The organism is Parasphingopyxis sp. CP4 (assembly GCF_013378055.1).
Taxonomy (GTDB): Bacteria; Pseudomonadota; Alphaproteobacteria; order Sphingomonadales; family Sphingomonadaceae; genus Parasphingopyxis.
Genome location: NZ_CP051130.1, coordinates 935,468 through 962,253, shown reverse-complemented (window position 1 = coordinate 962,253; position 26,786 = coordinate 935,468). Strand labels below are relative to the sequence as shown.

General features: G+C 57.6%; 25 protein-coding genes and 2 tRNA genes. 14 read left to right on the top strand and 13 right to left on the bottom strand.

Annotation, left to right across the window (positions count from 1 at the left end):
• Positions 1-143 precede the first annotated feature (143 nt).
• Positions 144-1,448 (top strand): hypothetical protein, encoded by a 1,305-nt coding sequence (locus HFP51_RS04575; protein WP_176874574.1) that lies wholly within the window; start codon positions 144-146, stop codon positions 1,446-1,448.
• A gap of 104 nt (positions 1,449-1,552) precedes the next feature.
• The gene (locus HFP51_RS04570) at positions 1,553-2,821 is read left to right on the top strand and encodes a lipopolysaccharide assembly protein LapB (protein ID WP_176874573.1); all 1,269 of its coding nucleotides are present in this window, start codon (positions 1,553-1,555) and stop codon (positions 2,819-2,821) included.
• Positions 2,822-2,833: 12 nt separating this feature from the next.
• Here the strand turns inward: HFP51_RS04570 and HFP51_RS04565 are convergent, their stop codons facing one another.
• Positions 2,834-3,319 carry an Lrp/AsnC family transcriptional regulator gene (locus HFP51_RS04565; RefSeq protein WP_176876542.1) on the bottom strand — a complete coding sequence of 162 codons (486 nt, stop codon included), beginning with the start codon at positions 3,317-3,319 and terminating at the stop codon, positions 2,834-2,836.
• Positions 3,320-3,485: 166 nt separating this feature from the next.
• On the opposite strand from HFP51_RS04565, the gene HFP51_RS04560 reads away from it, so the two are divergent.
• From HFP51_RS04560 to HFP51_RS04545, 4 genes are all read left to right on the top strand, one after another.
• Positions 3,486-5,165, top strand: a complete 1,680-nt coding sequence (locus tag HFP51_RS04560) for a HAMP domain-containing sensor histidine kinase (RefSeq protein WP_176874572.1) — start codon at positions 3,486-3,488, stop codon at positions 5,163-5,165.
• Complete coding sequence (locus HFP51_RS04555) at positions 5,149-6,216, top strand: polysaccharide deacetylase family protein (RefSeq protein ID WP_255454858.1); 1,068 nt, start codon at positions 5,149-5,151, stop codon at positions 6,214-6,216. Before HFP51_RS04560 ends, HFP51_RS04555 begins: the two co-directional genes overlap by 17 nt.
• 69 nt (positions 6,217-6,285) lie before the next feature.
• Positions 6,286-6,360, top strand: a tRNA-Ile gene (locus HFP51_RS04550).
• A 50-nt stretch (positions 6,361-6,410) separates the two neighbouring features.
• A tRNA-Pro gene (locus HFP51_RS04545) sits at positions 6,411-6,487 on the top strand.
• A 56-nt stretch (positions 6,488-6,543) separates the two neighbouring features.
• Here the strand turns inward: HFP51_RS04545 and HFP51_RS04540 are convergent.
• The 3 genes from HFP51_RS04540 to HFP51_RS04530 all read right to left on the bottom strand — a co-directional run bounded on the left by HFP51_RS04540 (position 6,544) and on the right by HFP51_RS04530 (position 9,343).
• Positions 6,544-7,338: a transporter substrate-binding domain-containing protein gene (locus HFP51_RS04540; RefSeq protein ID WP_176874571.1), complete on the bottom strand. Its 795-nt coding sequence runs from the start codon at positions 7,336-7,338 to the stop codon at positions 6,544-6,546.
• A gap of 190 nt (positions 7,339-7,528) precedes the next feature.
• Entirely contained in the window at positions 7,529-7,801 is a 273-nt protein-coding gene (locus HFP51_RS04535) for a hypothetical protein (protein ID WP_176874570.1), read from the bottom strand.
• 156 nt (positions 7,802-7,957) lie between these two features.
• The gene (locus HFP51_RS04530) at positions 7,958-9,343 is read right to left on the bottom strand and encodes a M28 family peptidase (RefSeq protein WP_176874569.1); all 1,386 of its coding nucleotides are present in this window, start codon (positions 9,341-9,343) and stop codon (positions 7,958-7,960) included.
• Positions 9,344-9,443: 100 nt separating this feature from the next.
• On the opposite strand from HFP51_RS04530, the gene ettA reads away from it, so the two are divergent.
• On the top strand, positions 9,444-11,123 hold the full coding sequence (gene ettA, locus HFP51_RS04525; RefSeq protein WP_176874568.1) for an energy-dependent translational throttle protein EttA: 1,680 nt from the start codon (positions 9,444-9,446) through the stop codon (positions 11,121-11,123).
• A 161-nt stretch (positions 11,124-11,284) separates the two neighbouring features.
• Here ettA and HFP51_RS04520 read toward each other — a convergent pair whose 3' ends face one another.
• Genes HFP51_RS04520 through HFP51_RS04500 form a run of 5 tightly spaced genes read right to left on the bottom strand, consistent with a single transcriptional unit; the run spans position 11,285 to position 15,470 of the window.
• Positions 11,285-12,007, bottom strand: a complete 723-nt coding sequence (locus HFP51_RS04520; protein ID WP_176874567.1) for an NYN domain-containing protein — start codon at positions 12,005-12,007, stop codon at positions 11,285-11,287.
• Between the two features lie 14 nt (positions 12,008-12,021).
• Positions 12,022-13,512, bottom strand: coding sequence for a sodium/proline symporter PutP (gene putP / locus HFP51_RS04515; protein ID WP_176874566.1), 1,491 nt, complete (start codon positions 13,510-13,512; stop codon positions 12,022-12,024).
• Positions 13,513-13,561: 49 nt separating this feature from the next.
• Complete coding sequence (locus HFP51_RS04510) at positions 13,562-14,197, bottom strand: carbonic anhydrase (RefSeq protein ID WP_176874565.1); 636 nt, start codon at positions 14,195-14,197, stop codon at positions 13,562-13,564.
• Positions 14,197-14,508, bottom strand: coding sequence for a hypothetical protein (locus tag HFP51_RS04505; protein ID WP_176874564.1), 312 nt, complete (start codon positions 14,506-14,508; stop codon positions 14,197-14,199). Before HFP51_RS04505 ends, HFP51_RS04510 begins: the two co-directional genes overlap by 1 nt.
• A 2-nt stretch (positions 14,509-14,510) precedes the next feature.
• Positions 14,511-15,470: a sodium-dependent bicarbonate transport family permease gene (locus HFP51_RS04500; protein WP_176874563.1), complete on the bottom strand. Its 960-nt coding sequence runs from the start codon at positions 15,468-15,470 to the stop codon at positions 14,511-14,513.
• Positions 15,471-15,546: 76 nt separating this feature from the next.
• Between HFP51_RS04500 and lipA the strand changes: the two genes are divergently transcribed.
• Both lipA and HFP51_RS04490 read left to right on the top strand, forming a co-directional pair.
• Complete coding sequence (gene lipA / locus HFP51_RS04495; protein WP_255454855.1) at positions 15,547-16,479, top strand: lipoyl synthase; 933 nt, start codon at positions 15,547-15,549, stop codon at positions 16,477-16,479.
• Between the two features lie 11 nt (positions 16,480-16,490).
• Positions 16,491-16,970, top strand: a complete 480-nt coding sequence (locus tag HFP51_RS04490) for a type II toxin-antitoxin system RatA family toxin (protein ID WP_176874561.1) — start codon at positions 16,491-16,493, stop codon at positions 16,968-16,970.
• Here the strand turns inward: HFP51_RS04490 and HFP51_RS04485 are convergent.
• From HFP51_RS04485 to HFP51_RS04475, 3 genes are read right to left on the bottom strand one after another with little or no spacing between them, the layout of a single operon-like run.
• Positions 16,928-17,428, bottom strand: coding sequence for a CinA family protein (locus HFP51_RS04485; RefSeq protein WP_255454854.1), 501 nt, complete (start codon positions 17,426-17,428; stop codon positions 16,928-16,930). The two genes, HFP51_RS04490 and HFP51_RS04485, sit on opposite strands and share 43 nt — an antisense overlap.
• Before the next feature lie 14 nt (positions 17,429-17,442).
• Positions 17,443-17,985, bottom strand: coding sequence for a hypothetical protein (locus HFP51_RS04480; RefSeq protein ID WP_176874560.1), 543 nt, complete (start codon positions 17,983-17,985; stop codon positions 17,443-17,445).
• 14 nt (positions 17,986-17,999) lie between these two features.
• Positions 18,000-19,133, bottom strand: a complete 1,134-nt coding sequence (locus HFP51_RS04475; RefSeq protein ID WP_176874559.1) for a bifunctional 2-C-methyl-D-erythritol 4-phosphate cytidylyltransferase/2-C-methyl-D-erythritol 2,4-cyclodiphosphate synthase — start codon at positions 19,131-19,133, stop codon at positions 18,000-18,002.
• A gap of 86 nt (positions 19,134-19,219) precedes the next feature.
• Between HFP51_RS04475 and dusB the strand changes: the two genes are divergently transcribed.
• The 5 genes from dusB to hflX all read left to right on the top strand — a co-directional run bounded on the left by dusB (position 19,220) and on the right by hflX (position 25,885).
• Positions 19,220-20,218, top strand: coding sequence for a tRNA dihydrouridine synthase DusB (gene dusB, locus HFP51_RS04470; protein ID WP_176874558.1), 999 nt, complete (start codon positions 19,220-19,222; stop codon positions 20,216-20,218).
• 111 nt (positions 20,219-20,329) lie between these two features.
• Positions 20,330-22,597: an ATP-binding protein gene (locus HFP51_RS04465; RefSeq protein WP_255454853.1), complete on the top strand. Its 2,268-nt coding sequence runs from the start codon at positions 20,330-20,332 to the stop codon at positions 22,595-22,597.
• A complete protein-coding gene (locus tag HFP51_RS04460) occupies positions 22,597-23,979 on the top strand; it encodes a sigma-54 dependent transcriptional regulator (protein ID WP_176874557.1) in 1,383 nt (460 codons plus the stop codon). Before HFP51_RS04465 ends, HFP51_RS04460 begins: the two co-directional genes overlap by 1 nt.
• Positions 23,980-24,095: 116 nt before the next feature.
• Positions 24,096-24,581, top strand: a complete 486-nt coding sequence (hfq, locus tag HFP51_RS04455; RefSeq protein ID WP_176874556.1) for an RNA chaperone Hfq — start codon at positions 24,096-24,098, stop codon at positions 24,579-24,581.
• Positions 24,578-25,885 carry a GTPase HflX gene (gene hflX / locus HFP51_RS04450; RefSeq protein ID WP_176874555.1) on the top strand — a complete coding sequence of 436 codons (1,308 nt, stop codon included), beginning with the start codon at positions 24,578-24,580 and terminating at the stop codon, positions 25,883-25,885. Before hfq ends, hflX begins: the two co-directional genes overlap by 4 nt.
• Here the strand turns inward: hflX and mazG are convergent.
• Complete coding sequence (mazG, locus tag HFP51_RS04445) at positions 25,879-26,727, bottom strand: nucleoside triphosphate pyrophosphohydrolase (protein WP_176874554.1); 849 nt, start codon at positions 26,725-26,727, stop codon at positions 25,879-25,881. The genes hflX and mazG overlap by 7 nt on opposite strands.
• Positions 26,728-26,786: the final 59 nt, after the last annotated feature.

The window sequence follows — 26,786 nt, the reverse complement described above, 5'->3', positions numbered from 1 at the left end:
CCATCGGTTCAACCGCTGTTCAGTGGGCAGCCGCTAGGATTCGCGCTATTCAACGCAACTTGTTCTTGGCGTCATCCGTTAGTAGCAGGCTATTGAACGGTCGTTCTGGGACCGCGCGAACAATTTTTGGGAGATTAGGGTACATGAAACGGGTTTCCACCATGGGGCTGGCCGCAGCTATGGTTTTTGGCGGTTCAGCCGTCATCGCAACTGCACCGGCAATGGCCGTCCAGGCAGCCGAAGAAGCAGAAGAATTTGATCCGGGCGAGATTTCGGAAGGCGTCCGGGCGGTTGTGGTCGGCGCTCAGACCGCGCTTGATGCCGAAGAGGGGCCAGTCGATACGGCTGCTATTTTGGCACAACTTCAGGCCGCAGTGCCCACAGTTCAGAATCAGGATGATCGCTTCATCCTCGGTAGCTTACTGCTGCAGACGGCTGCGAAGATTCAGGAGCAGGGCGGAACCGCCGAACAGATCCAGGCAGTCCAGATTCCAGGCCTTCGCCTTTCCCTGGACAGTAACCGGGTAGCTATAGAACGTCGGCCAGTCTTCTGGCTGGCCGTGGGCAACGCCGCCAATGCGGCGGAGGACTCTGCCGCTGCAATCGAAGCCTATCAGAATGTGTTGCGCTATGATCCGACCAATGGCGACGCATTGATACAGTCCGCACTGGCACATTTCCGCACGAACAACAGTGCGGCAGGCTATGATTCGGCTAGCCGCGCCTTCGCGGCCCTTCGTGCAGCCGGGCAGGTAGTTCCACAGAGCTGGCACACGGTTCCGTTCCGTCAGGCCTATCAGACAAATGATGTCGCCCGGGTTGTCGAATTCGGCACATCGTTGCTGCAGTCTCACCCGACGCCGCAAAACTGGAACGAAGTGCTTCGGGTACTTCAGACGGCAGGGCGGTTGGAAGATCAGCCAAATCTTGATCTGTTGCGCCTAATGCGCGCCACTGGTGGGCTCGATCCGAACAGCATCAACGAATATATCCGCTTGGCGGATCAACGCGGATTGCCGCGTGAGGCACAGGCAATTTATGATGGCAGTGTTGCCGGTGGTGCGATTGTCGCGAACCAGGAAGTCGCTGGCGAACTTGCGACCAATGTTGCGTCTGATCAGTCCGGCCTTGCGGAATCGGCAGCAGCTGCACGCAGCTCTGCTAATGGTCGCGTCGCGTTGAACACAGCCGATGCCTATGCATCCTATGGCGAGAATTCGACGGCGATGGAGCTGTATAATCTCGCGCTCGAAAAGGGTGGTGTCGATGCTGGGGTCGTAAATCTCCGCAAAGGTGCGCTCTACTATTCGATGGGCCAGATGGCGGAAGCCCGTTCATCCTTCGAAGCTGTCACCGGCGATCGTCAGCCACATGCCGCCTTCTGGCTGCGCTGGATGGACCAACAAGCCGCTCCGGCCCCGGCTGCAGAGCCTGCAAGCGCCGAATAGAGAGGCAGACAGGACAAGCGGATGATTTATGGGGACGGCGAGATGGTATCGCCGTCCCCATTTTACTATGCGCATGAAAAGGCTGTGAAAGAGTAGGGAACATAATGGTGCAAAAGCTTGCCGCGTTGGCGATTTGGGGAAGCGTATTGGCCGTCAGTTCTGGTGCGGCCCCGCTGGCTGCGCAAACGCAACCATTGCAGTATAGTATTAGTCCCGACGTCCGCGCGGCTGCTGAACAGGCGCAGACAGCGATTGCACAGGGTAGCTATCCGACGGCCTCGGCATATCTCAGTCAGGCATCGGCTTCGCTTCAAACCGATGGAGATCGATATCTGCTCGCTACCATGCAGCTTGATATTGCGAACCGCACATTCAACACCGCCGCCCAAGTGGCTGCCATCAATACTCTGCTGGCCAGTCCGCTGATTACAGCGGAACAAAGTGCCGAATATTATTATCATCGAGCCCGAATTTCTTATCATGCGCAGAATCTTGATGCTGCACGCGCAGATCTTCAGGCAGCAATCACCCGCGGTACCGCCAATCCGCGCGTTTTTATTGCGTTGGCCAGCATCACCACTGGTCCGAACCAGGATACCGAAGCGTTGGCGCTTATCGAGCGAGCAATGGCCATCCATCAAACTGCCGGAATTACTGTCCCGGTCGATTGGTATCGGCGCGCTATTCATTTTGCGCAGGAGATTGGGGACAACGCGAAGGTAGCAGGATTTGGCCAGGCCATGCTGGCCGAGCATCCCAGCCAGCGAAACTGGCGTGACGTGCTGATCCAGCATCGCGATATCTACACTGCCGATCCAGAAGCTGCGCTTGATCTATGGCGCCTCCAGGATGCTGCGAACGCATTAACGGGTGAATTTGACTATCGCGACTATGCACGGGTTGCCCATGGCCGCACGTTGCCAGTCGAAATTGAGCGCATCGTTCAGGCGGGCCGGGCTGCCAATATGCTCGATGGTTCGAACTCGGAAATCGCCACCCTGGACCGGGGCACGACACGAGCAGCGCAAAGCTTGCGCACGGCGCTCCCTGGCCGGGCACAATCAGCCGCTTCGGCCGCAACGGGGGCGAACGCGTTGGCGGCTGCCAACGACTATCTGGCGCTTGGCGATTATGCTGCGGCGGTACCGTTATATCAGATGGCGATTGAAAAGGGGTCTGTGGACACAGAACTGGCTAATCTCAGGCTGGGAATGGCTTTGGCACGTACCGGTGATGCGGCAAGCGCTGCAGCTGCGCTAAACCAGGTTATTGGACCACGCGCCAGCATTGCTCGGTTGTGGGGCGTTTATGCGGGCCAAATTCGCCCGGTTGTGCCGCCGGCTATGATCGCTCCGACGACCGATACGCAATAGCTCCCGGGCGTTCTATTCTTCGATATCGACGGGTACACCCGGTAGAGATTTAGCTGTCCGTATGGTCAGCGATGTCTTTACGCTTTCGACATTGGGAATCGTCGTTAGGCTCGAGGTCAGAAAATCCTGAAAATGCTGAAGGTCCCGAGCGACAATTTTGAGAATGAAATCAATCTCACCGTTCAACATATGGCATTCGCGAACCAACGACAGCGAAGCGATATGATGCTCGAATGCGCGAAGATCTTCTTCCGCCTGACTCTTGAGGCTCACCATCGCAAACACTGTGATCCCATAGCCCAGAGTGCGTGGATCGAGTTTTGCATGATAGCTTTCAATCGCCCCGCTATCTTCGAGCGCCCGGACTCGCCTCAGACAGGGGGGGGCAGTCAGCCCGGCGCGCCGCGCCAATTCGACATTGGTGATTCGCCCTTCGTCCTGGAGAGTCGCCAAAATCAGTCGATCAATTGTGTCGAGCGATGGAGGGGCGGCCGTCATAGTCAAATCCTTCACAAAAGCTCTCCCAGTTATAATTATATGTCACGGAAAAGCAATTGTCCCAGTATCGCACGGATCAAAATGGTAGCTTTCGTTAACCATTGTCGGCGGCTATCTCGAGACCGCTATCCGCATTGGTGACGGAGAAGCGGGATGAGGACCTTTGATGCGATTTGACGACATGCTGGCAACGGTGATGGCGCAGCCGCGTAACTCGGCTGACGCGCGCGTGTCACTATGGCGTCAGCTGGTCGATCTATTCGCCCAACGTGAAGATATCGCGCTCGATCCCGAACATATCCAAGCCTTTGCTTTACTTGACGAATGGCAAGCCGATGTCCCGCCCGATACTCGATTGAAAGCGGCTCAATCGCTTTCCGGTAGACGGATTCCCGCCTGGTTGTGCGCGCATTTTGCAGAAGATGCTCCGGAAATTGCGCGGCCTGTGTTGTTGGGGGTCGACCTTGATCCGGATGACTGGATTGATCTCTTGCCGCAGATGAGAGGCAGCTCGAGGGCCTTACTGCGCCACCGCGACGATCTTGATCCCGAAGTTGCTGAGGCGTTGTCCCAGTTTGGAGCTGCGGACATGGTCTTGGAGCGGCCGGTGGGCGCTGCGATTGAGCCTGAGGCGGATATCCTGGAACTTGATGCGGCATCGGCATTGCCAGATTTGCCAAAGACCGAATCGCCAACCGGAAATATGGAGCAGATTCGCACTCTGGTTGATCGGATCGAAGCATTTCGCAAATCTCGTGACGGCGAGGCGTCGACCCGTGATGAGCAACGTGTGCACGAGTTCCGCTTTGAGGCTGGCCCCGACGGAGTGATCCGCTGGGTCGAGGGTGCACCACGTGGTCCTCTGATCGGCCAGACCATAGGTTTCAGCGCTGACGCACTGGATTTTGGTGTTGATGGCCATGCCGCAGGCGCGTTCCGCCAGCGGGCGCCATTTCGTGACGCACGTCTTGTGGTTGCTGGGGAAGGCTCTGCTTCAGGCGACTGGCGCATCTCGGCCGTGCCATTTTTCGGAGAGAATGATGGCCGCTTCGCGGGGTATCGCGGGATGGCGCGGAGACCGCGCCGAGATGAGGACGCTGCAACTTCAGCGACAGCATCGGATGGATTATTCGGATCAAATCTTGCGCCCGACTCATTGCGTCAGTTGATCCATGAACTGCGAACGCCATTGAATGCGATAATTGGCTTTTCTGAAATGATAGATGGCCAACTGCTCGGCCCGGTCTCGACGATCTATCGCGAGCGCGCTGCGGGTATAGCTGCAGAGGCGGTTCGGCTGCTTCAGTCGATTGACGATATCGATACCGCCGCGCGGGCACAGACCGATCGGTTGAACTTTGAAAGCCAGACGGTCGACCTGCCGGTCCTGCTAGAGCGGCTGCACGATGAGTATGTCGAACAGGCCAAGACCCGCGGCGTGATCCTCGCAGTAAGGATTGCACAAGACCTGTTGCCCCTAGCGGCTGATCCGATCGCGATCGAGCGGATGGTTGAGCGAATGCTCTCATCAACGGTCGGCCTTGCCGGTGCCGGTGAAACCATCACCGTTACATGCGAAAATCGCCGCCTGAGCAATGCCGTCGCTATCAACTTTGATCGCCCTAAGCTTTTAGAAGGAAAAGAAGAAACGTCATTGTTGGATCCAGGCTATTCACCTGATGGTGATTGGCCGGACGCTCCTGCTCTGGGTCTCGGCTTCGCATTGCGCCTCGTGCGCAACATCGCTGAAGAGGTAGATGGCCGGCTCGATATTGAACCACGCAAATTTGTCCTGCACGTGCCCGCAAAAGATGCTAGCGCCTTGCCGGGTGAGCGGGGGAGTTAATAACACCAGCCGTGCCGATGGCGCAGGCGACCGACCGGAACGCCGAGTTGGTCGGATTGATCGTCCGGCCGATAAGCGTGCTTATGCGAAACTTCCGGAAGATTTCGGCCCGCACTATGTGATTTTCGTCGATACCGAAGAAGAATTCGACTGGGATGAACCGCTGAGCCGAGACAATGTCTCAGTTGAGGCAATGGAAGGCCTGCCCCAAGCGCAGCGTTTCTTTCGCGAGGCCGGGGCGCTGCCAGCCTATATGGTTGACTATCCAATCGTCGATAATGATCGCAGTGCCGCTATAATAGCCGAGATGCATGCCCAGGACGGATGCGAGATCGGTACGCAACTCCATCCATGGGTAAATCCGCCTCATGATGAGGAGGTTTCGAGCCTGACCAGCTTTACCGGTAATCTTCCGGTTGAGCTGCAACAGGCAAAGCTTGCAAATCTTACCGAACGGATAGCTGAGCGGATCGGGGTTCGCCCAACGCTGTATCGTGCAGGCCGTTACGGTATCGGCGAACAAACCGCGCGACTGCTCGAGGAAGCTGGGTATCGCATGGATACTTCGGGCCGGGCGCTGTTCGATTATTCCGACGAAGGCGGGCCGGATTTTTCGCGATACACTACAAATCCCTTCTGGGCGGGCCCGGGACGTACGCTTCTCGAACTGCCGCTCACCTCAACCTTTATTGGGCCACTGCGCGGGATGGGCGCTCCGCTATTTGCCTGGGGCAAAAAAATCCCGTTGTGGCGGTCGGTGTTGGCACGGTCGCGGCTTTTGCAACGTGTCTCGATCACGCCCGAAGAAAATCCCATCCATGTCGCGCTCAAGGCGGCCGAGCGGCTGATCAAGGATGGCCAGCCAATTATCGGCCTTTCCTATCATTCCCCAACGGTCGTACCCGGCTACACGCCCTATGTGCGTGACGCCGCAGAGCTCAAAACATTCTACGACTGGTGGGATGCGATGTTCGAACTGTTCGCCAAATATGGCGTTACAGCCGTCCGCGCAGCCGATATTGTCGCGGCAGCCGATCGCGCGCGTGGATAAGCTTTGGTGATGAAATAGCGGCTTGCCACGGCAGGCGACCTTTGGCAGGGCGAGGCCCGTGAAAGGGTGGGGCCTGTAGCTCAATGGTAGAGCCGGCCGCTCATAACGGCTTGGTTGGGGGTTCGAGTCCCTCCGGGCCCACCAATTCTTTCATTGCCCTTCTCGGCTACACAGACTAAGGGCCCTTTTCCGGTCGGGGAGTGGCGCAGCCTGGTAGCGCATCTGTTTTGGGAACAGAGGGTCGCAGGTTCGAATCCTGTCTCCCCGACCATTTTTCAATATCACCGGAATTTGGGTTCGCGCATTCCGTGTCGCGCGGGCCAGCCGTTACTGCTGGACCATGTCCACCGCCCAATCGAGCGTATCGAAATAGAAGCGGTGCCGATCTTCAAGATAGCCGTCTGCCTCGCGCATATGGACCCAACTGTTGAGGAAGTGGAGCAGGCGCTCTTCGTCATTGCGGAGCACAAAGCCTGCCACACTGGAAACCATAGGCTCATCAAGGGGCAGGGCGACAGTTCCGCCGCTTCGTAGTGCGAATATCCGGAGTTCTGGTACGCTGGCGACATAGGCATCGGCCCGGCCTGTCATAACGGCGCCTTCCGCTCCGCTGGCGGTCGAGAAGCGGCTGATATTGGCATCGGCAAGTTGTTCGGCGGCAACCCGAGCGGCCAAAGTATCTTCAACCACGGCAATGGTGAGTTCGGGCGAATTGAAGTCGGCAATACCGGTGAGCTCTCCGGTTGCGGATGGGCCCGTGGCAATTGTCACGCCGGTGGAGAAATAGGGAATTGAGAAATGGAACCGTCGAGCTCGCTCGGCCGTCATCGCGACACCCGCAGCAATCATATCGATTTCGTCATTGGCGAGCGCGTCGAAAACCTCTTCGAAATTATACAGCTCGAATCGCACTCCTACACCAAGATCTTCTGCGATCCGGCGCGCAATATCGATTTCATGGCCTGCCAACTCGCCATTTCGGTCCGTGTAGGTCCAGGGCGCGAATACGGAAACACCCACAATTAGCTGCTCGCGTTCCTGAATATCGTCATAAACGTCTGCCGATGCCATTACAGGAGCCGCAAACCAGATCGCCAACAGCAGTTTCATGAGCAGTTTCACGGATTTTCTCCCCTAGGTTTCAAAGGTCAGATTGGCGGATGTTGTCCGGGACATCAAGCATTTGGGGGACAGGTCGCAGCTACGAGCTGTTACCCGCGCCGAGATCCGTATAACGCACATAAAAAAAGGGCGCCTCCCAACGGGAAGCGCCCTTCTTTTCGTTGGCTGGCCTAATCGGCCAACCGCTGAATTACATAGCGTCTTCAGCGGCTTCTTCGCCTTCAGCCATTGCATCTTCAACAGCTTCTTCGCCTTCAGCCATGGCATCTTCAGCCATTGCTTCGCCTTCAGCCATGGCGTCTTCAGCCATTTCTTCGCCTTCGGCCATTGCTTCTTCAGCAACTTCTTCCGTTGCTTCTTCAACGGCTTCAGCGCCTTCATCGGCGGTTTCAGTGGCGGTTTCGCCGCATGCGGCCAACGCAAAAAGGCTGGCGGACGCAAGCGCAAAGCTAAGTTTCTTCATTATTAAGTGCTCCCATAGCAATAAATCAGGGCCTGGCTCTGCGCCAATCCCAGCGGGGTGCAATAGCGTGCATTCACGGAACGTCAACTTGTAATTGAACACCCGTATCGAATTGGGGCGTTCGGATTACTGCGTCTCGGCACGGATTTCTGCGGATTATTCAGCGATTTCAGTGGGTGAGAGCGCCGCCTCGCTATTCGCCATAACGGCCAACATGACGATCCAGGCTGCCACATTCTGCCGCATTTGCGCAGGATCGATTTTGTCGAGTGTATCGTTGCGCGTGTGATGCAGATCGAAATAGCGGGTGCCATCCTGCTGAAGATCAATGGCTGGAGCGCCATTTGTCGCGAGGATCCGCACATCAGGGCCGCCCGAGGCGGGCAGGGTGCTGCGTGGAATGCGCAGTGGAGCCAGCAGGCGGGTTACGCGATCGGCATCGGCGCTGGCGCCGTCTGGAAGTGCGAATTCGACACGCCAGATTCGATCTGCCCCGAAATCAGATTCGGAGACCAGCGCATGATTGTCGGCACCATGGCGTTGGAAATAGGCGGTCGAACCGAGCAGGCCGACTTCCTCGGCACCCGCCCAAAACAGGCGGATCGTGCGGCGCGGCTGTATTCCGCTTTCAAGGATCGCATGGGCTGCGGCGGTCACAATCCCGCAACCCGAGGCATCGTCGAAGGCGCCGGGAGATAAATCCCAGCTATCGACATGACAGGCCCCAACAACGATTCCCGCATCCGGATCGGCGCCCGGGATTTCGGCGATGACATTTCCCGATTCCTGATCACCGATCCACCGCGGCGTCAGCGTGAGATGCATGGACACCGGTTGGCCGAGGGCGATCATCCGCTCAAGATTGTCTGCGTCGGGGTTGGAGAGTGCACCCGCGGCAATTGGCGTGACACTGTCTGCCCAGTTGGTACCACCGGTATGCGGGCTGCGGTGGTTGGCCGTTCCAACCGAGCGGATGACAATTGCTGCGGCACCGCGTTCGGATGCGAGCGAAGGTGCGATCCAGCGGGTTGGTCCAGCAAATCCGTAGCCGGAGCCATCCTGCGCAGCTTCCATATGATGGCCGACATAGACGATCTTTCCCTCAAGGCTGCCCATCGGTGCGGCGCGCAAAGCTTCGACATCTTCAAAGGCGACAATCTCAGCACGAATGCCATTAGCGCCAGTCGATCCGCTGCGGCCGAGTGCGGTCACATGCATCTCTTGCGGATAGGGCGAGACAATCTCTGCCGTCTCCACGCCGCGTACCCAGGTTGGCATCTGGAACGGTTCATTGCGGACATTGGAGAATCCAAGCTCGGTGAGCCGGGTGATTGCCCAATCCCGGGCCCGTGCTTCGGCTTCTGTGCCAGCGAGGCGCGGGCCGATCTCGGTCGTCAGGCCTTCGGTGATTGCATAGGCCAGCGTGTCGCCCTCCATCGCGGCATCGCGCATCGCGGCGATGTCAGCGTCAGAGGGCTGGGCAGCCAGGGTGGAGGGCAGGGCGGCGGCGCATAGCGCGAGGGGGAGGATGATTTTTTGCATCCAAGTCGCTTACCGCGCGTTTCAGCGTTTGCCAATTCGGCTTCGGACCCCTACATCGCGGCGAAATTCCCACATTCCCATTTCGGAGCGTAATCGACCCATGGCCGCGCAATATTCATATGTCATGAAGGGCATGACCAAGAGCTTTCCCGGCGCTCGCAAACCGATCCTCGACCAGGTTCATCTGCAATTCTATCCGGATGCCAAGATCGGCATCGTCGGCCCCAATGGTTCGGGAAAATCGACGCTGATGAAGATCATGGCCGGTATCGATACCGAATTTCAGGGCGAAGCGTGGCCGGGCGAGGGAATTCGGGTTGGCTATCTGGCTCAGGAGCCGGACCTTGATGACAGTAAAACCGTCAAAGAGAATGTCATGGATGGCGTTCGCCCGGTGGCCGATCTGGTCGATCGTTTCAACGAAATCTCCGGCATGATGGCCGACCCGCCCGAAGATGCCGATTTCGACAAGCTGATGGAAGAAATGGGCGAACTTCAGGAGAAGATCGACGCGGTTGATGGCTGGACGCTCGACAACCAGCTGGAAATCGCGATGGACGCGCTCCGCTGCCCACCCGGCGATAGCAGCGTAGAAAGCCTGTCCGGTGGTGAACGGCGGCGCGTCGCGCTATGCCGCTTGCTGCTCGACAAGCCCGATATCTTGCTGCTTGACGAACCGACCAACCATTTGGACGCGGAAAGCGTTGCCTGGCTCGAGAAACATCTCGTCGACTATCCGGGCAATGTGATCCTGGTGACCCATGATCGCTACTTCCTCGACAATGTCGTCAACTGGATCCTCGAGCTCGATCGCGGTCGCTACTTTGTCTATGAAGGTAATTACTCGACCTATCTCGACAAGAAATCCAAGCGCCTCGAACAGGAAGAGCGCGAGGATAAGGGCAAGCAAAAGGCGATCTCGGACGAGCTGGCCTGGATCCGGCAGAGCCCGAAGGCGCGCCAGACTAAATCGAAAGCGCGTATCAAGGCCTTTGATGAGCTGGTTGAAGCCCAGGAAAACCGTTCACCCGGCAAGGCGCAGATCCTCATCCAGACACCCGAACGGCTTGGCGGCAAGGTGATCGAAGCCAATGGGCTGACCAAAGCGTATGGCGACAAATTGCTCTTCGACGATCTGACCTTCAGCCTTCCACCTGGCGGTATCGTCGGCGTGATCGGTGCGAACGGTGCGGGTAAGACTACGCTCTTCAAGCTCATCACCGGACAGGAAGAGCCCGATGCGGGCGATATCTCGATCGGCGAAACGGTGAAGCTCGGCTATGTTGACCAGAGCCGCGATGCGCTCGATCCGAACCATAATGTCTGGGAAGAAGTGTCAGACGGGCTCGATATCTTCACCTTCGGCAAGCATGAAGTGCAGACGCGCGCTTATGTCGGCGCCTTCAACTTCAAGGGCACCGACCAGCAGAAAAAGGTCGGCCAGCTATCGGGCGGTGAACGCAACCGTGTGCATATGGCGAAGATGCTCAAAGAGGGCGGCAATGTGCTGCTGTTGGATGAACCGACCAACGATCTCGACGTGGAAACCCTGCGTGCGCTTGAAGAGGCGCTGGAAAGCTTTGCCGGCTGCGCTGTGGTCATCTCGCATGACCGCTTCTTCCTCGATCGCCTCGCGACCCATATCCTTGCTTTTGAAGGCAATAGCCATGTCGAATGGTTCGAAGGCAATTTCGAAAGCTATGAAGAAGACAAGCTCCGCCGCCTGGGCGACGAGGCGGATCGCCCGCACCGGATGAGTTACAAGAAACTGACGCGCTAGTCTAAAGAAGCTGCGGTGAAACCAACCGTCATGCCGGACTTGATCCGGCATCCAGAGCCGCAAATAAGGGTGCCTGGCGCACTGGACCCCGGATCAAGTCCGGGGTGACGATGCGGGGAGGGGATCGAATCCGAGGTCTTCCGCTCAATCGCCAGCGGCGATCACCGCACCCTCTTTACCCACACCTGTCCACGCTCGCGTTTTTCGGTGGCGAAATTGGGAATGTCTTCGATCAAATCGCTGAGCCGGGTATAGCCATAGTTGCGAACGTCAAAGCTGGAGCGGTTGCCGGCGCGTTGGCCGACGGCTGACAGGGCGGCAAAGCCGTTCTCATCGCGCTTGGCGGCGTCATAGGCATCGATGAGCAGCGCAACGACATCATCGTCCACTTCGCTCCTTTCGCCATTCGCACCGTCATTCTTTTCCTTCTCGGCGCGGATCAGCGCTTCGACGTCAATAAAACGCGTACAGGCCTGGCGAAACGCTTCGGGTGTCTTGCCGCTGCCAAAGCCATAAACGGGTATGCCATCCTGGCGAATGCGCATCGCCATCGGCATGAAATCGCTGTCCGAGCTCATGATCCCGAAGCCATCGACCCGGCCGCCGAACAGCAAATCCATCGCGTCGATGGTCATCTTCATGTCGGTGGCATTCTTGCCCTTGGTGAGATCGAATTGCTGCTGCGGTTCGATGCCATAGCGATGCAGCTTGTCGACCCAGTTTTTGAGCGCCTGTTTGCGCCAATTTCCATAGGCCCGCCGGATATTCACATTGCCGAGCTCGGCAAGCACGGTGAGGACCGGATCGATGCCGTGATGCGAGGCGTTATCCGCGTCGATCAGCAACGCGATATTGGCATGATCGGTATTGCGGATGTCGGACATTTCGATCTCCTCACTCAACCAGTACGCACTGCGCGGGCCCGTTCAAAGGTATCCGCGATGGCCTGGTCCGGTTCGCTGCCGAACAGGCTGACCGCGATCGCCACGATCCCGCATACCGCAAAGCCCGGGACGATCTCATAGATCAGCGAGGAAAGGGTAGCACCGTCGGCTAGGATTGGAACATAGATCCAGGCAAGCACCGTCACCGCGCCAGCAATCATGCCCGCCAAGGCACCGTTGCGGGTCATCCGGTTCCAGGTGAGGCTGAGCAGGATGATCGGGCCAAATGCGGCGCCAAAGCCCGCCCATGCGTTGCTCACCAGTCCCAGCACATTGTTGTTGGGGTTATAGGCAAGCATGATCGCCACCAGGCTGACGGCGATCACGGAAAGGCGCCCGATCAGCACCAGTTCCCCCTGGCTCGCATCGCGGCGGAGATAAATGCGATAGAAATCTTCGGTCAGCGAGCTCGACGACACCAAAAGCTGCGATGAGATGGTGCTCATAATCGCGGCCAAGATCGCGGCGAGCAGGAAACCGGCGATCAGCGGATGGAAAAGAACCTGGCTGAGCAGGATGAATATCGTTTCGGGATCATCGACCGCCAAGCCATTCTGCGTCGCCCAGGCAAGGCCAATAAGCCCGGTCGAGAGCGCGCCGATCAGGGTGACACCCATCCAGGTCATGCCGATATTGCGGGCCCGCGGCATATCCTTGACGCTGCGGATCGCCATGAAGCGGACAATGATATGGGGCTGCCCGAAATAGCCCAGGCCCCAGGCCATGGCGGATATCACGCCGATCAACGTCACGCCGCCAAACAGGTTGAGCATTTCGGGGTTGATGCCCGATATCGTTGTGCGCAGGCCTTCCATGCCGCCAATGTCTGTGAGCGCGACAACCGGTACGAGGACGAGCGCAACGAACATGATGCAGCCTTGCACGAAATCGGTGAGGCTGGCCGCGAGGAACCCGCCGAACAATGTGTAGACGACCACTACGCCCGCCGTGATCCAGAGGCCAAGTGCATAGTCGGCACCAAAGGCGCTTTCGAACAATTTGCCACCCGCTACGACGCCGCTCGATGTGTACAGCGTGAAGAATATGATGATGACGATCGAAGAAATGACCCGCAGCATGTGCGAATTGTCTGCGAAGCGTTTTTCGAAATAGTCGGGGATGGTGATGGCATCGTCCGCCACTTCGGTATGGACCCGCAACCGCGGTGCGACGACGATCCAGTTGGCCAGAGCGCCGATAAACAAGCCGATTGCGATCCAGCTTGCGCTGAGACCGGAAACATAGATGGCGCCCGGCAGGCCAAGCAGCATCCAGCCGGACATGTCCGATGCGCCGGCGCTCAGTGACCCGACGGCCGGGCTGAGTTTGCGGCCACCCAGCATATAGCCGGAGACATCGTCGGTGGAGGTTCGCCAGGCATATAGCCCGATGCCGAGCATCAGGACGAAATAAAGGGCGAGGGATATGAGTTGGCCGGTTTCCATGCGGCAGCCTTAGCAGCCGGAAAGAAGTTGGCTAGGGGAGGGGTGGCCCTCAGGCGGGGGCAAATTCGCCAGTCTCATCATCCATGACATGCAGTTCGCCTTCGGAAATTGCGAACCATGCACCATGGAGTTTGAGTGTTCCCGCTTCGACACGTTCGGCAACATAGGGGAAGGTGAGCAAGTTGCGGAGGCTGGTTCGAATACCTTCCAGCTCCAACTCGCGTTGGGCATCAAGGGAGGGGTCGGCAGCCACGCGTTCGACAACCCGGTTGCGACCGTCCTCGATGATCGTCATCCAGTCATCGATAAAACTCTCGCCTGGTACGCCGCGACCCTCCCCATGGAGCGAGGCCGAGATGCCGCCGCATTTGCCATGGCCCATCACGACCAGATGGCGCACCTCCAAATGGACCACCGCAAACTCGATAGCCGCCGAAGCACCGTGCAGGCCGTCATCGGGTTGATAGGGCGGAACCAGATTGGCCACATTGCGCAGGGCAAACATCTGACCTGGAACGGTATCAAAGATCGTAGCGGGATCGACGCGGCTATCGCAACAGCCGATGATCATCACGGGCGGGTGCTGTCCCTCATCTGCGAGATTGTCATAACGACGCTTTTGGGCGGCGTAGTCGCCAGCGCGGAAGCGGTAGTATCCATCAAGCAGCGCACCAAATTCAGGCATTAGAAACGGTCTCCTCTGACAACCTGTACATCGGCAACCGTGAGCAGCAGGCTGTGGCTATCAAGTTTGGGCGCGAGTGCTTCAACCAATGCATCGGCTTTGTCTTCAGATGCGATGGTCAGGAATAGGACTTTATTCTCTGCGCCAGAGATACGGTCATTGCGCCAGCTGCCATGCCGGCCGGATCCCGACTGGACGGGCACGAGCGAATATCCGGCAATGCCGACATCCGCTGCCGCCTGGATCGGGACTTGCGCGAGCGGCTTGTCCACCAGGATCTCGATGCGTTTGCGGGTTACGGTTTCAACCATGGTTATCCTATCGCCTGCGCAAGGGCTGCGAACAGCGGAATGCCAAAAATGATGTTGAATGGGAAGGTGACGCCAAGTGACATGGAAAGATAGAGGCCAGGGTCCGCTTCGGGCAGCGCCATACGCATGGCTGCCGGAACCGCGATATAGGAGGCGCTGGCACCAAGCACGCCCAGCGCGGCCGCAGAGCCGACATCAAGGCCGATAGCGGTGCCCAACACGGTTCCGATCACGCCATTGGCAATCGGAAACAGGATGCCGAGGATGGTCAGCCGCACTGTCATCGCCCGGGATTCGACCAGCCGGCGCGCTGCAACTAGGCCCATATCGAGCAGGAAGAAGCACAAGACGCCGGTGAATGGGATCTGGAACAAGGGCGCAATCGCTTCGAACCCGGATGGGCCCGCGACAAGGCCGATCAGGAAGCTACCCATCAAGAGGACCACCGAGGCGTTGAGGAGGACTTCGTGCATCAATCCGCCGCCCGCGCTGTCTGCGCGTTTTTCGCCGCGCCGGGCGAGCATCAGACCGCTGATAATCGCTGGCGTTTCCATCAGTGCGAGCACCGCGACCATATAGCCAGCAGGGCCGATTGATTGGCCGGTGTAAATCTCCGTAGCCGTGACGAAGGTGACAACACTGACCGAGCCATAATGGGCCGAAACAGCGCCGGCATTCACCTGGTCGAGCCGACCGAAGCTCCGCAATAAAGCGAACGCAAAATAGGGAATAAGGAAGGAGAGGGCGACACCGGCGGCGGCTGCAAGTGCCAAATCCGGCGTGAAACCGGATTCCGAAACGGCAACGCCGCCTTTCAACCCGATCGCGGCCATCAGGTAGAGTGAAAGGCCCTTGGCGATCGCTTCGGGTATCGCAAGATCGGACCGAGCAAAGGCCGCCAACATGCCAAGAATGAAGAAGAGGATGACCGGCGAGGTCAGCGTGGCGATCACGATGTCCATGATTGTGCGCTAAATGATCCCTTGCAGCTTGCCAACTATGGTTGGATTCACCCCTGTGCATTGCTATTTGGGCCGCATGACCGACGCAATTGCCATCGAAACTGTTGAAAAATCACCCAAGCGCCAGCGCAAGCCAGATTGGATCCGCGTAAAGGCGCCGATGGGCGATACGTTCAACGAGACGCGCAAGCTGATGCGCGAATTGAACCTCAACACCGTATGCGAAGAGGCGGCGTGCCCGAATATCGGCGAATGCTGGTCGAAAAAGCATGCGACGGTGATGATCTTGGGCGATGTCTGCACCCGGGCCTGCGCCTTTTGTAATGTGAAAACCGGTATGCCGTCTGCGGTGGATGCCCTGGAACCTCAGCACACGGCGGACGCGGCTGCAAAGCTGGGGCTTGAGCATATCGTGGTGACGTCGGTGGATCGGGATGATTTGGCCGATGGCGGTGCCAGCCAGTTCGTTAAAGTGATTGAAGCCTTGCGGGCCACGACACCAAACACCACAATCGAGATCCTCACACCCGATTTCCGCAACAAGTCCGAAGCGGCGGTCGAAGCAATCGTTGCCGCGCGGCCGGACGTCTATAACCATAATCTCGAAACGGTGCCGCGTCTGTATCCGACCATTCGTCCGGGCGCGCGTTATTATGCGTCGCTCCGCTTGCTCGAGCAGGTAAAGCGCCTCGATCCGTCAATCTTCACGAAATCTGGCGTCATGCTGGGCCTCGGAGAAGAGCGGATGGAAGTGCATCAGGTGATGGACGATATGCGATCCGCCGGGGTCGACTTCCTGACCATGGGCCAATATCTCCAACCAACACCAAAGCACGCCAAGGTTGCCGACTTTGTCAGTCCGCAGGCATTTGACGCCTATGCCGGAATTGCTCGCGCGAAGGGCTTCCTTTTGGTGGCTTCCAGCCCACTGACGCGCTCCAGCTATCATGCTGGTGATGATTTCGAAAAGCTGCGGGCCGCGCGCGAAGCCAAGTTGGCGAAGGACTAAGCCACCAATCGATGCCCCGTCATAGCGAATCCCGCCACATAGCCTATAGCGCTGAACAGATGTTTGAACTGGTGGCTGATGTCGGTCGCTATGGAGAATTTCTTCCCTGGGTGGTCGCAACACGGATCCGGTCTGACAGTGAGACGGAAATGGTGGCCGATCTTGTGGTGGGATTCAAATCCCTGCGCGAAACCTTTACCTCAAAAGTGCACAAGGAACGGCCCGGGCGGATATCTGTCGATTATCTCGATGGGCCGTTAAAATATCTGCACAATGAATGGGGCTTTGAACCCGATCCGAACGGCGGATGTACGATCGAGTTTCTGGTCGATTTCGCGTTCAGGAACAAGATGTTCGAAAGCCTTGCGGGGCAGGTATTCGATCGCGCCTTGCGGAAGATGACCGACAGTTTCGAAGCGCGTGCCGACGAACTCTACGGCTCCTCCGGCTATTCGGGAAGCAGCAGCTCCAACGCCCATAGCCCTGCCTGAAGGCGCACACCGGCTCGGCCATTATCCTCAAATGTTTTCTGATAGGCTTCGATTTTTTCCGGATCGGTGCCTCGAAGCGCGCGACCGAATACAACCGTGCCCACAGGCTTCTTGTCGGTTCCACCGCCAGGACCCGCGATACCGGTAATCGAAACGGCAATATCGGCGCGCGTTCGTTCGAGCGCACCAAGTGCCATCGCCCAAGCGACAGCTTCTGACACCGCGCCGAAAGTTTCGAGGACATCCGCATTAACCCCGAGCAGGCCGATCTTCGCTTCATTGGCATAGGTTACGAAACCGCCGTCAAACACGTCCGATGAGCCGGCTATCTCGGTGAGGGCGGCGCCGACGAGCCCGCCTGTGCAGCTTTCTGCGACCACGATTCGACGGCCAGTAGCGCGGTTGCGATCGACGACCTCGCGGGCTTTTTCGACAAGTGCGTCGGGAAGAAGGTTCACCGGTTCATCCTTGGTCAGCCGGTTGCGGTCTGGCAGATTGCAAATGGACCAGGGCTTTCACCCTCTTCCTCATCATCGGCGCTGCCGATCTCGATCAAGAGCGTAAGCAGTCCCGCGAAATTTCGGGAGGGAAGGGGTTCCAGGGCCGTGAAGACACGATCCGCCGTGGGGCAGCTTTCTGCATTGAGCATTTCAGCCAGCGCAACTCCGATACCCATTTCGAACAAGCCGATAATCAATTCGCCCCCAGATTCAGCATCAAGGCCTGGTGAATCTTCACCGTTGTCAAGCACCCGCAAGGCGAGGCCCGCAGCTTCATCGCGTGCCATGTCGGCGGCAGGCGTATAACGCTGGCTCAGGGCATCTCCGCGCGCAACGATTGCGCTGTTGGCTGGAAGATACGACGCGCATTGTTCGCTGGCATTATCGATCAAACTCGGCAGCATCGCCTGGACGAGTGTTTCTGCCTCGGCGGTTGTCAGGCAGGCCGGTTGCGCAGCCACCTGAACGGACATGCCTATCAATGCCGCTCCTGCGGCCAGTTTTCTCAATCTCATGGTTCCCCTCCCAGTTATCCGATCGTTGCAATCGCCTGTGCGGCAATCCCTTCGCCTCTGCCTGTAAAGCCGAGCCGCTCAGTTGTCGTCGCCTTCACGCTAACCGAACTCTCCGGAATGGCGAGTATCTCAGCAATTCGCGTGCGCATGGCGGACCGATGCGGCCCGACCTTAGGTGCTTCGCAGATTAGAGTCAGGTCGACATGATGAATCGCCATGCCACGGCCAGTGGTCAGATCACGCGCATGTTCGAGGAAGCGGTAAGAAGCGGCGCCTTTCCATTGCGGATCACTGGGTGGAAAATGATCACCAATATCGCCTTCTCCAAGGGCGCCCAGGATTGCATCTGTAAGTGCATGGAGTCCGACATCGGCATCGGAATGACCGGCCAGGCTTTTTGAATGCGGGATTTGGATACCGCACAGCCAAACATGGTCGCCATCCTCAAAAGCGTGGACATCATAGCCAAGGCCAGTGCGTGTGATGGTGGGAGAGGGCATTGCAAAATCCTCTGCGAAAGTAATCTTTTTGAGCGCCGGATCACCCTCAACCAGCGCAACTTCATGCCCCGCACTGCGGGCAATTGCCGCATCGTCGGTTGCCGAGCTATCCGCAGCCCAGGCCCGATGCGCTGCTAGGATGGCATCGAAATGAAATGCCTGCGGAGTCTGGATGGTAACAAAGTCTGCTCGATCGACGGTGCTGCCGTCTGTTCGGGCCAAGCTATCAACAACCGGTAGGGCAGGAATTGCGGCGGTCTCACTATCCAGTGCGCCAACGAGACGATCGACGACCGCTATCGGGGTAAATGGTCGCGCTGCATCATGAATCAGCACACGGTCCGGTCGAGTGCTTGCCGCCAATGCTTCTAGGCCATTGCGAACGGATTCTTGCCGCGTGGTGCCCCCGATGATTGGATCGCCGAGCTCCTTTGTTTCGATTGTTTCGCGATACAGTTCTTCCTGGCCAGATCCGATCACAACGCGAATTTCATCGATTGCAGGGTGGACGGCCAGCGCATCGATCGCATGTGTGAGAACCGGCTTTCCTCGAAATCGCCGAAACTGTTTGGGGATTTCGCCGCCCGCGCGTTCGCCTTTTCCGGCGGCCACAATCAGAGCAGTGGTTCGGGGTTTTGCGTCGGCCATTGCGACCCCTTAGCCGAGCGTCAGCTTGCTCGCCAACGGCTTTGTCACTAGATGCGCCCCATCACGAGAGCAGACAGATACGCAAGATGATGAAACTCGATCCTATTTCTATCGGTCCGTTGACGATCGACATGCCGGTAATCCTGGCGCCGATGACCGGCGTCACCGATCGACCGTTCCGTCGTCTCGTCCGGCGATATGGGTCGGGACTGAATGTGACCGAGATGATCGCCAGTCATGCGATGATCCGCGAAACCCGACAGTCTCTCCAGAAAGCGTCCTGGGATCCGACTGAAGAGCCGGTATCGATGCAGCTTGCAGGTTGTGAACCCAAGGTGATGGCGGAAGCGGCGCGCTTGAACGAAGATCGTGGCGCTGCGATTATCGACATCAACATGGGGTGTCCGGTCAAAAAGGTCGTCAATGGCGATGCCGGGTCTGCCTTGATGCGGGATCTTCCGCTTGCTGCCTCGCTGATCGAAGCAACGGTAAAGGCCGTGAATGTGCCGGTGACTGTGAAGATGCGCACCGGATGGGACGATAACAGCCGGAACGCCGCCGAGCTCGCCCATATCGCCGAGGATCTTGGCGCGCAGATGATTACGGTCCACGGTCGCACGCGTTGCCAGATGTATAAAGGGCATGCGGATTGGGAATTTGTTTCGAACGTAAAACAGGCCGTGTCTCTCCCGGTGATCGTCAACGGCGACATCTGCTCAATTGAAGATGCTGAGGAAGCGCTGCGATTATCTGGTGCGGATGGCGTGATGATCGGCCGTGGTGCCTATGGCAAACCTTGGCTGCTCAGCCAGGTAATGCACTGGTTCAACCATGGCGAGCGTCGCCCTGATCCTTCGCTTGGCGAACAGTATCATGTGATTGCCGGCCACTATCGCGACATGCTGGAACTGTACGGCCCAGACGTCGGCGTCAAAGTCGCTCGCAAGCATATTGGCTGGTATACTAAGGGACTGCCGGGTTCGGCTGAGTTTCGCAATCGCGCAAACCAGGAAATCGATCCTGAGCAGGTGCTGCAAATGCTGGCCGATTTCTTTGGACCTGCAGTTGATCGCGCCGCGGCCTGATGCGGAATTGAGACTAGTTGCGGCAGAGCGCCCTTCCTAATCGGCAGAATATCGCGGGTGCCATGGAAAACTGTGTTTTCTATGCAACGCGCCTGTGTTAGCCGTGCAACGATGGCAAGCGACGCAGCTACCAATGATGTGACCAGCGAAGAGAGGGGGCTCGAGGGCCTCCGTCGTGCGAGCTGGTTTATGCCGTCTATTGAGCTGATCACGCTCGGTATTTCGCTCTCTATGGTCGCGCTCACTTACTTCATCTTGTCGCGCCAGGAATCGGACGAGCTGTTCCTAACGCCATTTCTGACTGCCTTGTTACTGGTCTCATTGCTGGTTCCAGCGATGTTTTTGATGGTGCTGATGGCAAGACGGATTGCCCAACGGCGAGCGGCGCGTTCACCGATCGGCGGCAAAGGGCGATTGCACGTACGATTGGTGGCCTTGTTCTCCGGAATTGCGGCTGTTCCGACATTGCTCGTCGTGATCTTTGCTTCCCTGTTGTTCCAATATGGCGTCGAATTTTGGTTCTCCGAGCGCGCGCGCGATACGCTGGAGAATGCCGGTAGTCTTGCGCAGGATTTCTATGTCCAAAGCCTCGAAGAGGTTGAGGCGGAAACGCGAACGATGGCCGCTGACCTCGCGCCATTGGTAGAGGGGCGATCTTTCGAGACGCCAGAATTTGTCGAGAACTTCGCCTTCCAAGTCTATGCGCGCGAGCTGTCGGATGCCGCCATTTTCACGGTGGGTGAGGGGGGCGAAGTCCGCACTGTCGCGCTCGTCAATCCAGACGATGAATCGATGGAATCACGATTGACGGCGTCGCTGCTCGCCACCTTGGATGCCGAAAGCCAGTCTGCCGTGAATGACGCCGGTGATCGGTTCGAGGCGCTTGCGCGTTTTGCTGAGGATTCGCCTTTCCTAATCTACGCCTCCCGGGCTTCTGATCCGCAGATGCAACTGCAAACCGAACGCGCAACCGCTATCCTAAATGATTATGATGAGCTGATCGATCGCGGTCAGGTTATGCAGTTGCGGTTTAACGCAGCACTGCTCGTCATTTCTCTGTTGATCGTTGCAGCTGCGATCTGGATTGCTTTGACCGTCGCGGATCGTCTGGTCCGGCCGGTAGGATTCCTTGTCGAGGCGGCACGTAAAGTGGCTGACGGCGATTTGACCACGCGGGTTCCCGAACCAGATTCGCGGGATGAGATCGGGATATTGGCGAGCGCTTTTAATGGCATGACGGGAAGGCTCGAAGAACAAACCGGTGCGCTGGTCCTGGCCAACGACCAGCTCGATAGTCGGCGAGCCTTTACCGAGGCGGTGTTGTCGAGTGTGACGGCAGGTGTTGTATCCGTAGATGGCGAGCGCCGGATCCGCTTGATCAACCGCTTTGCGGCTGAACTCATGGAAGCAGACCAGCAGGCTGTGATGGGTGAATGTCTCGATTCAATCGGTCCGGAGCTCGATCGCTTGCTGGAAGGTGGGGAAAGCGAAAAGACCATCCAGATGACAAGTGGCGGCGAACTGAAAACACTGGCCGTGAAGATCGTCGAGGACCAGGGCGGCCATGTGCTTACCTTTGACGACATCACACAGCAGCTACTCGATCAACGACGCGCAGCTTGGTCTGACGTGGCGCGCCGCATCGCACATGAGATCAAAAATCCGCTGACACCCATTCAGCTTGCTGCCGAGCGGCTGCAACGGCGCTTTGGTGACGCGGCCGATCCGGATAGCGGCGTGTTTTCCAAACTGACCGGCACAATTGTCCGTCAGGTTGGCGACCTGCGCCGGATGGTCGATGAATTCTCTTCATTTGCGCGGATGCCGAAGCCGGTGTTTCGCGAAGAATCGATTGTCGATATCGCTCGACAGGCGGTGTTCCTGCACGAAGTGGCTCATCCTGAGATCACGTTCGATCAGCAGGTCGCAGGCGATGTCCCATCTCTCGTCTGCGATCGACGCCAGCTTGGACAAGCATTGACCAATGTGGTCAAAAATGCCGTCGAGGCTGTCGAGCAACGCCATGGTGAGGGTGAGCCTGGCGGCGCAGTATATCTGGGCGTCATCCTCGAAGATGATCGAACAGTCATAACGGTAGAAGATAATGGCGTCGGATTGCCCGCCGAGCGTGAGCGATTGACCGAACCCTATATGACAACTCGAGAAAGTGGCACTGGCTTGGGGTTGGCGATTGTCAAAAAGATTGTCGAAGAGCATTTTGGCACGGTTGCTTTTTCCGACCGGGATGGCGGCGGAACGCGGGTACGGATAGCGCTCGATCATGCCGCGCTGAGACCGCTTCAGGATATGGCCGAGGCCGATGCAGAGGGCGACGATCGCCTGTTTCAGTTAACGCGTAACGAAGAGGAGACATCCTAGTGTCGCTCGATATTCTCGTAGTCGATGATGAAGCAGATATCTGCGAACTTGTCGCTGGCGTACTGGAAGATGAAGGCTATGAGGCGCGCACCGCACGAAGCAGCGATGAAGCGATCGCCGCGCTGGAGGACCGCCGGCCATCTTTGGTCTTGCTCGACGTCTGGCTACAGGGATCCAAACTTGACGGCCTGGATCTGCTGGACGAGATCAAGCAGCGCGATCCTAGCTTGCCGGTGCTGATGATTTCTGGCCATGGCAATCTGGATACGGCCGTTGCCGCGATCCGCCGGGGTGCGGCTGACTTCATCGAAAAACCATTTGAGGCGGCTCGCCTGCTCCATCTGGTATCACGGGCGACGGAGACCGATCGACTGCGCCGCGAAAATGAATCGCTCAAGGCGCGGATTGGCGAAGAAGACGAGCTCACCGGCAATTCGAGCGCCATCAATGGGGTTCGCGCGACGTTGAAACGCGTTGCAGGAACCGGCAGCCGGGTGCTGATCACCGGACCTGCTGGCGTTGGCAAGGAAGTGGCCGCGCGCTTGCTGCATAGCTGGAGCGGAAGGTCCAATGCACCGTTCGTCGTCGTAAGTGCGGCGCGCATGACGGCTGAGCGAGTTGAGGAAGAACTGTTCGGTACGGAAGAAGACGAAAAAGCACGGCCGGGCCTGCTTGAACAGGCCCATGGCGGGACGCTTTTTCTTGACGAGATTGGCGACATGCCGCTTGCGGCGCAAGGTCGTATTTTGCGCGTCCTTACCGATCAACGCTTCAACCGCATCGGCGGACAGCGTCTCGTAAATGTCGACGTCCGTGTGATTTCTTCGACAGCCCGCGATCTGGAAACGGAAATTGCCGAAGGTCGATTCCGCGAAGATCTGTTTTACCGGCTCAATGTTGTGCCGGTTCATCTTCCACCACTCGCCGAGCGTCGCGAGGATATTCCCGCATTGGTCGAGCATTTTGCCGCGCGCTACGCGTCGGAGCGTCGGGTGCCAAATCCGGAGATATCGGACGAAGCAATCGCCGCAATGCAAGCCTATGAATGGCCGGGCAATGTTCGCCAGCTTCGCAACATTGTCGAACGCACTATCATTCTCGCGCCAGGCGACAGAATTGCCCGGATCGATGCCGATATGTTGCCGGCGGAAATTCTCGAAGATCAGCTGCAGATTACGCCGGACAAGGGCGCGCGCGCAATTATGGGCACACCGCTTCGCGAAGCACGCGAAACATTCGAACGCGAATATCTGCGCGTTCAGATTCGTCGCTTCTCAGGCAATATCTCCAGGACGGCGACTTTCATCGGGATGGAACGCTCGGCCTTGCACCGCAAGCTCAAGACATTGGGCCTCAACGAAAACAAGAAGAACAACAACTGATTGAAGTCAGGCGCTGTTAGACCTACATTTCAGGGTGAGGCGGGTCGCCGCCTCGTCGTGAGACGTCGATTAACGATGCCCAGCGGGCTACGACCCGCCAAGAACCGGAGGCCATAATGGCTGAAAAGGTCAACATACTTCAGGATTTGTTTCTCAACACGCTGCGCAAATCGAAAACACCAGTTACGATGTTCCTCGTAAAAGGCGTGAAATTGCAGGGCGTAATCACCTGGTTTGATAATTTCTCTGTGCTGCTGCGCCGTGATGGCCAGTCGCAGTTGGTGTACAAGCATGCAATCTCAACGATTATGCCGGGTGGCCCGGTTGATCTGTCGGAGATCGAAGAGACATTTGCAGAGGAAAAACGCGGCAAGCTGCTGCAGGAAATCTTTCTCAACGCTGTGAAGCGCGATCGCGATCCAGTGACGATGTTCCTTGTGAACGGCGTGATGCTGCAGGGTGAAGTCGCGGCTTTCGACCTGTTCTGCCTGCTTTTGAACCGGGATGGACAATCTCAGCTCGTATACAAACACGCAATTTCGACCGTCCAGCCCAGCAATCCGGTCGATCTTGGCAGCGCAGATCCCGATAACCAGCCTTGAGCGTTTTTGATCGCGATGAATTGGACGGACTGAGGCGCGGCGATCGCGCGCTCGTCATCTTCCCCGATTTCGGCCGGGAAGAGAGCCGTGACAGCGATGCGCGGCTTGAAGAGGCTGCAGGCCTGGCTGAAGCTATCGGCATCGATGTAGTAGAGAAAAAAGCGCTCCGGCTCCGCCAGATGCGTCCCGCTACGCTGTTTGGCAAAGGGCAGGTTGATCGACTGGCGGTTGATGTCCGTCTGGCGGAGGCCAGTATCGCGATAGTCGATGCCGCTTTGACGCCCGTTCAGCAAAAGAACCTTGAAGATGAACTAAAGGTCAAGGTCATCGACCGAACTGGCCTTATTCTTGAAATATTCGGGGAACGTGCAGCAACCGCAGAAGGTCGATTGCAGGTCGAACTCGCGCATCTTGATTATCAGGCCGGCCGGCTCGTCCGGAGCTGGACTCACTTGGAACGGCAGCGGGGTGGTTTCGGCTTCCTCGGCGGCCCAGGTGAAACGCAGATCGAGGCCGATCGGCGGATGATCCGGGATCGCATGGCCAAGCTGCGCAAAGAGCTTGAGCAAGTCCGCAGAACCCGCACGCTGCATCGCTCTCGACGGCAAAAGGCACCCTGGCCGGTTATCGCACTGGTCGGCTATACAAATGCCGGAAAATCTACACTTTTCAATCAGATGACCGGCGGTGACGTCATGGCGGCAGACCTGCTATTTGCCACCCTTGATCCAACGATGCGAGAGATCGCATTGCCAGGCCTCGATAAGGCTATACTGTCAGACACCGTTGGATTTGTATCGGATTTGCCCACCCAGCTGGTTGCCGCGTTCCGGGCAACGCTTGAAGAGGTGAATGCGGCTGATTTGATCGTCCATGTTCGCGATATCGCGCACCCGGATAGCGATGCGCAGCGGTTGGACGTTGAGCAGGTTTTGGCGGAAATCGGCGCCGGCGGGGAAGGGGATGTCCCCATGATTGAGGCATGGAACAAGATCGATGCTTTACCGCAGGATACGCATGACCAGATATGCACTGCCGCTGACCGGCGAGACGATGTAGTTGCGGTTTCAGCATTAACCGGGGAGGGGGTCGAGGCGCTTCGCTCCCTGATGGTCGAGCAGTTGGACCGGGGCAGTGCAGTGCATGATGTCAGTCTGGCGGTGTCTGACGGCGAGAATCTTGCCTGGCTCCATCGTAACGGAAAAGTTATCAAACAGGATGTTGAAGGCGATACTTTAGAAGTATCGGTAAGTCTTTCCGCTATCGATTGGGCGCGATTCCAGGGTCGGGTGGCCAGTCAATAGGATTCCTGCGATTTGGTAGAATTCCAGAGGCGGTCTTGATCCTCGGGTGAAGCCTTTTCAGATTTGGCAATCACCCATAATTCTTCCATTTTCTCGAGGCTTAGCTTGGTGAAACCATCTCCAGCTTGTGTTTCCATAGATCGAAAACGCCGTTCAAATTTGGAATTTGCATGGCGGAGGGCGGCTTCGGGATCGATTTTGTGAAACCTGGCCCAATTGACCACAGCAAAGAGCAAGTCTCCAATTTCTTCGGCGCGTTGCGCATCGGTCTCGGCCGTCTCAACTTCGCGGATTTCCTCATCAATCTTGCCGCGCGGGCCACTTTCATCAGGCCAATCAAAGCCCGTGCGGGCCGCGCGTTTTTGCAGTTTTTCAGCGCGTAGCAATGCGGGGAGGGCGGTCGCCACTCCGTCCAGGGCGCTCTCCCGGCCCTTCTCCGCCCTTTCCGCCTCCTTGATCGCTTCCCAGCCTGGTCCTGATTCACCATTTTCTGCTTCTGTGCCAAAGACATGCGGATGCCGGCGGACCATTTTATCCGAGATTCCATCGATTACGGCTGACAAGTCGAAATCGCCATTTTCCTCGGCCATGCGGGCGTGAAAGACGACCTGGAGCTGGAGATCGCCGAGCTCGTCTTTCAGCGCCGCCATATCGCCATGCTCGATCGCGTCAGCGACCTCATAGGCTTCCTCGATGGTATATGGTGCTATTGAAGCGAAATCCTGGTCGACATCCCATGGACAGCCGGTGTCGGGATTTCGGAGGCGCTCCATGATCGTGGCGAGGCGTGAAATGCGATCGCCGAGACTGTCATTTGGCTGAGAGGGGCGCGTCACGTCCATCGATCTTATATCCCGATAATATACATTATGTTAAATTATTCATGGATCCAGGGAAATAG

Bases quoted from the DNA above. Each gene is read 5' to 3' on its own strand.
- HFP51_RS04520 (WP_176874567.1), bottom strand. From the start codon at position 12,007: ATGTCCGACATCCGCAATACCGATCATGCCAATATCGCGTTGCTGATC.
- HFP51_RS04490 (WP_176874561.1), top strand. From the start codon at position 16,491: ATGCCCCGTCATAGCGAATCCCGCCACATAGCCTATAGCGCTGAACAG.
- lipA (WP_255454855.1), top strand. From the start codon at position 15,547: ATGACCGACGCAATTGCCATCGAAACTGTTGAAAAATCACCCAAGCGC.
- HFP51_RS04475 (WP_176874559.1), bottom strand. From the start codon at position 19,133: ATGGCCGACGCAAAACCCCGAACCACTGCTCTGATTGTGGCCGCCGGA.
- HFP51_RS04535 (WP_176874570.1), bottom strand. From the start codon at position 7,801: ATGAAGAAACTTAGCTTTGCGCTTGCGTCCGCCAGCCTTTTTGCGTTG.
- HFP51_RS04510 (WP_176874565.1), bottom strand. From the start codon at position 14,197: ATGCCTGAATTTGGTGCGCTGCTTGATGGATACTACCGCTTCCGCGCT.
- HFP51_RS04570 (WP_176874573.1), top strand. From the start codon at position 1,553: ATGGTGCAAAAGCTTGCCGCGTTGGCGATTTGGGGAAGCGTATTGGCC.
- ettA (WP_176874568.1), top strand. From the start codon at position 9,444: ATGGCCGCGCAATATTCATATGTCATGAAGGGCATGACCAAGAGCTTT.
- HFP51_RS04565 (WP_176876542.1), bottom strand. From the start codon at position 3,319: ATGACGGCCGCCCCTCCATCGCTCGACACAATTGATCGACTGATTTTG.
- HFP51_RS04575 (WP_176874574.1), top strand. From the start codon at position 144: ATGAAACGGGTTTCCACCATGGGGCTGGCCGCAGCTATGGTTTTTGGC.
- HFP51_RS04530 (WP_176874569.1), bottom strand. From the start codon at position 9,343: ATGCAAAAAATCATCCTCCCCCTCGCGCTATGCGCCGCCGCCCTGCCC.
- mazG (WP_176874554.1), bottom strand. From the start codon at position 26,727: ATGGACGTGACGCGCCCCTCTCAGCCAAATGACAGTCTCGGCGATCGC.
- HFP51_RS04465 (WP_255454853.1), top strand. From the start codon at position 20,330: ATGGCAAGCGACGCAGCTACCAATGATGTGACCAGCGAAGAGAGGGGG.
- dusB (WP_176874558.1), top strand. From the start codon at position 19,220: ATGATGAAACTCGATCCTATTTCTATCGGTCCGTTGACGATCGACATG.
- HFP51_RS04500 (WP_176874563.1), bottom strand. From the start codon at position 15,470: ATGGACATCGTGATCGCCACGCTGACCTCGCCGGTCATCCTCTTCTTC.
- HFP51_RS04505 (WP_176874564.1), bottom strand. From the start codon at position 14,508: ATGGTTGAAACCGTAACCCGCAAACGCATCGAGATCCTGGTGGACAAG.
- HFP51_RS04560 (WP_176874572.1), top strand. From the start codon at position 3,486: ATGCGATTTGACGACATGCTGGCAACGGTGATGGCGCAGCCGCGTAAC.
- hfq (WP_176874556.1), top strand. From the start codon at position 24,096: ATGGCTGAAAAGGTCAACATACTTCAGGATTTGTTTCTCAACACGCTG.
- HFP51_RS04480 (WP_176874560.1), bottom strand. From the start codon at position 17,985: ATGAGATTGAGAAAACTGGCCGCAGGAGCGGCATTGATAGGCATGTCC.
- putP (WP_176874566.1), bottom strand. From the start codon at position 13,512: ATGGAAACCGGCCAACTCATATCCCTCGCCCTTTATTTCGTCCTGATG.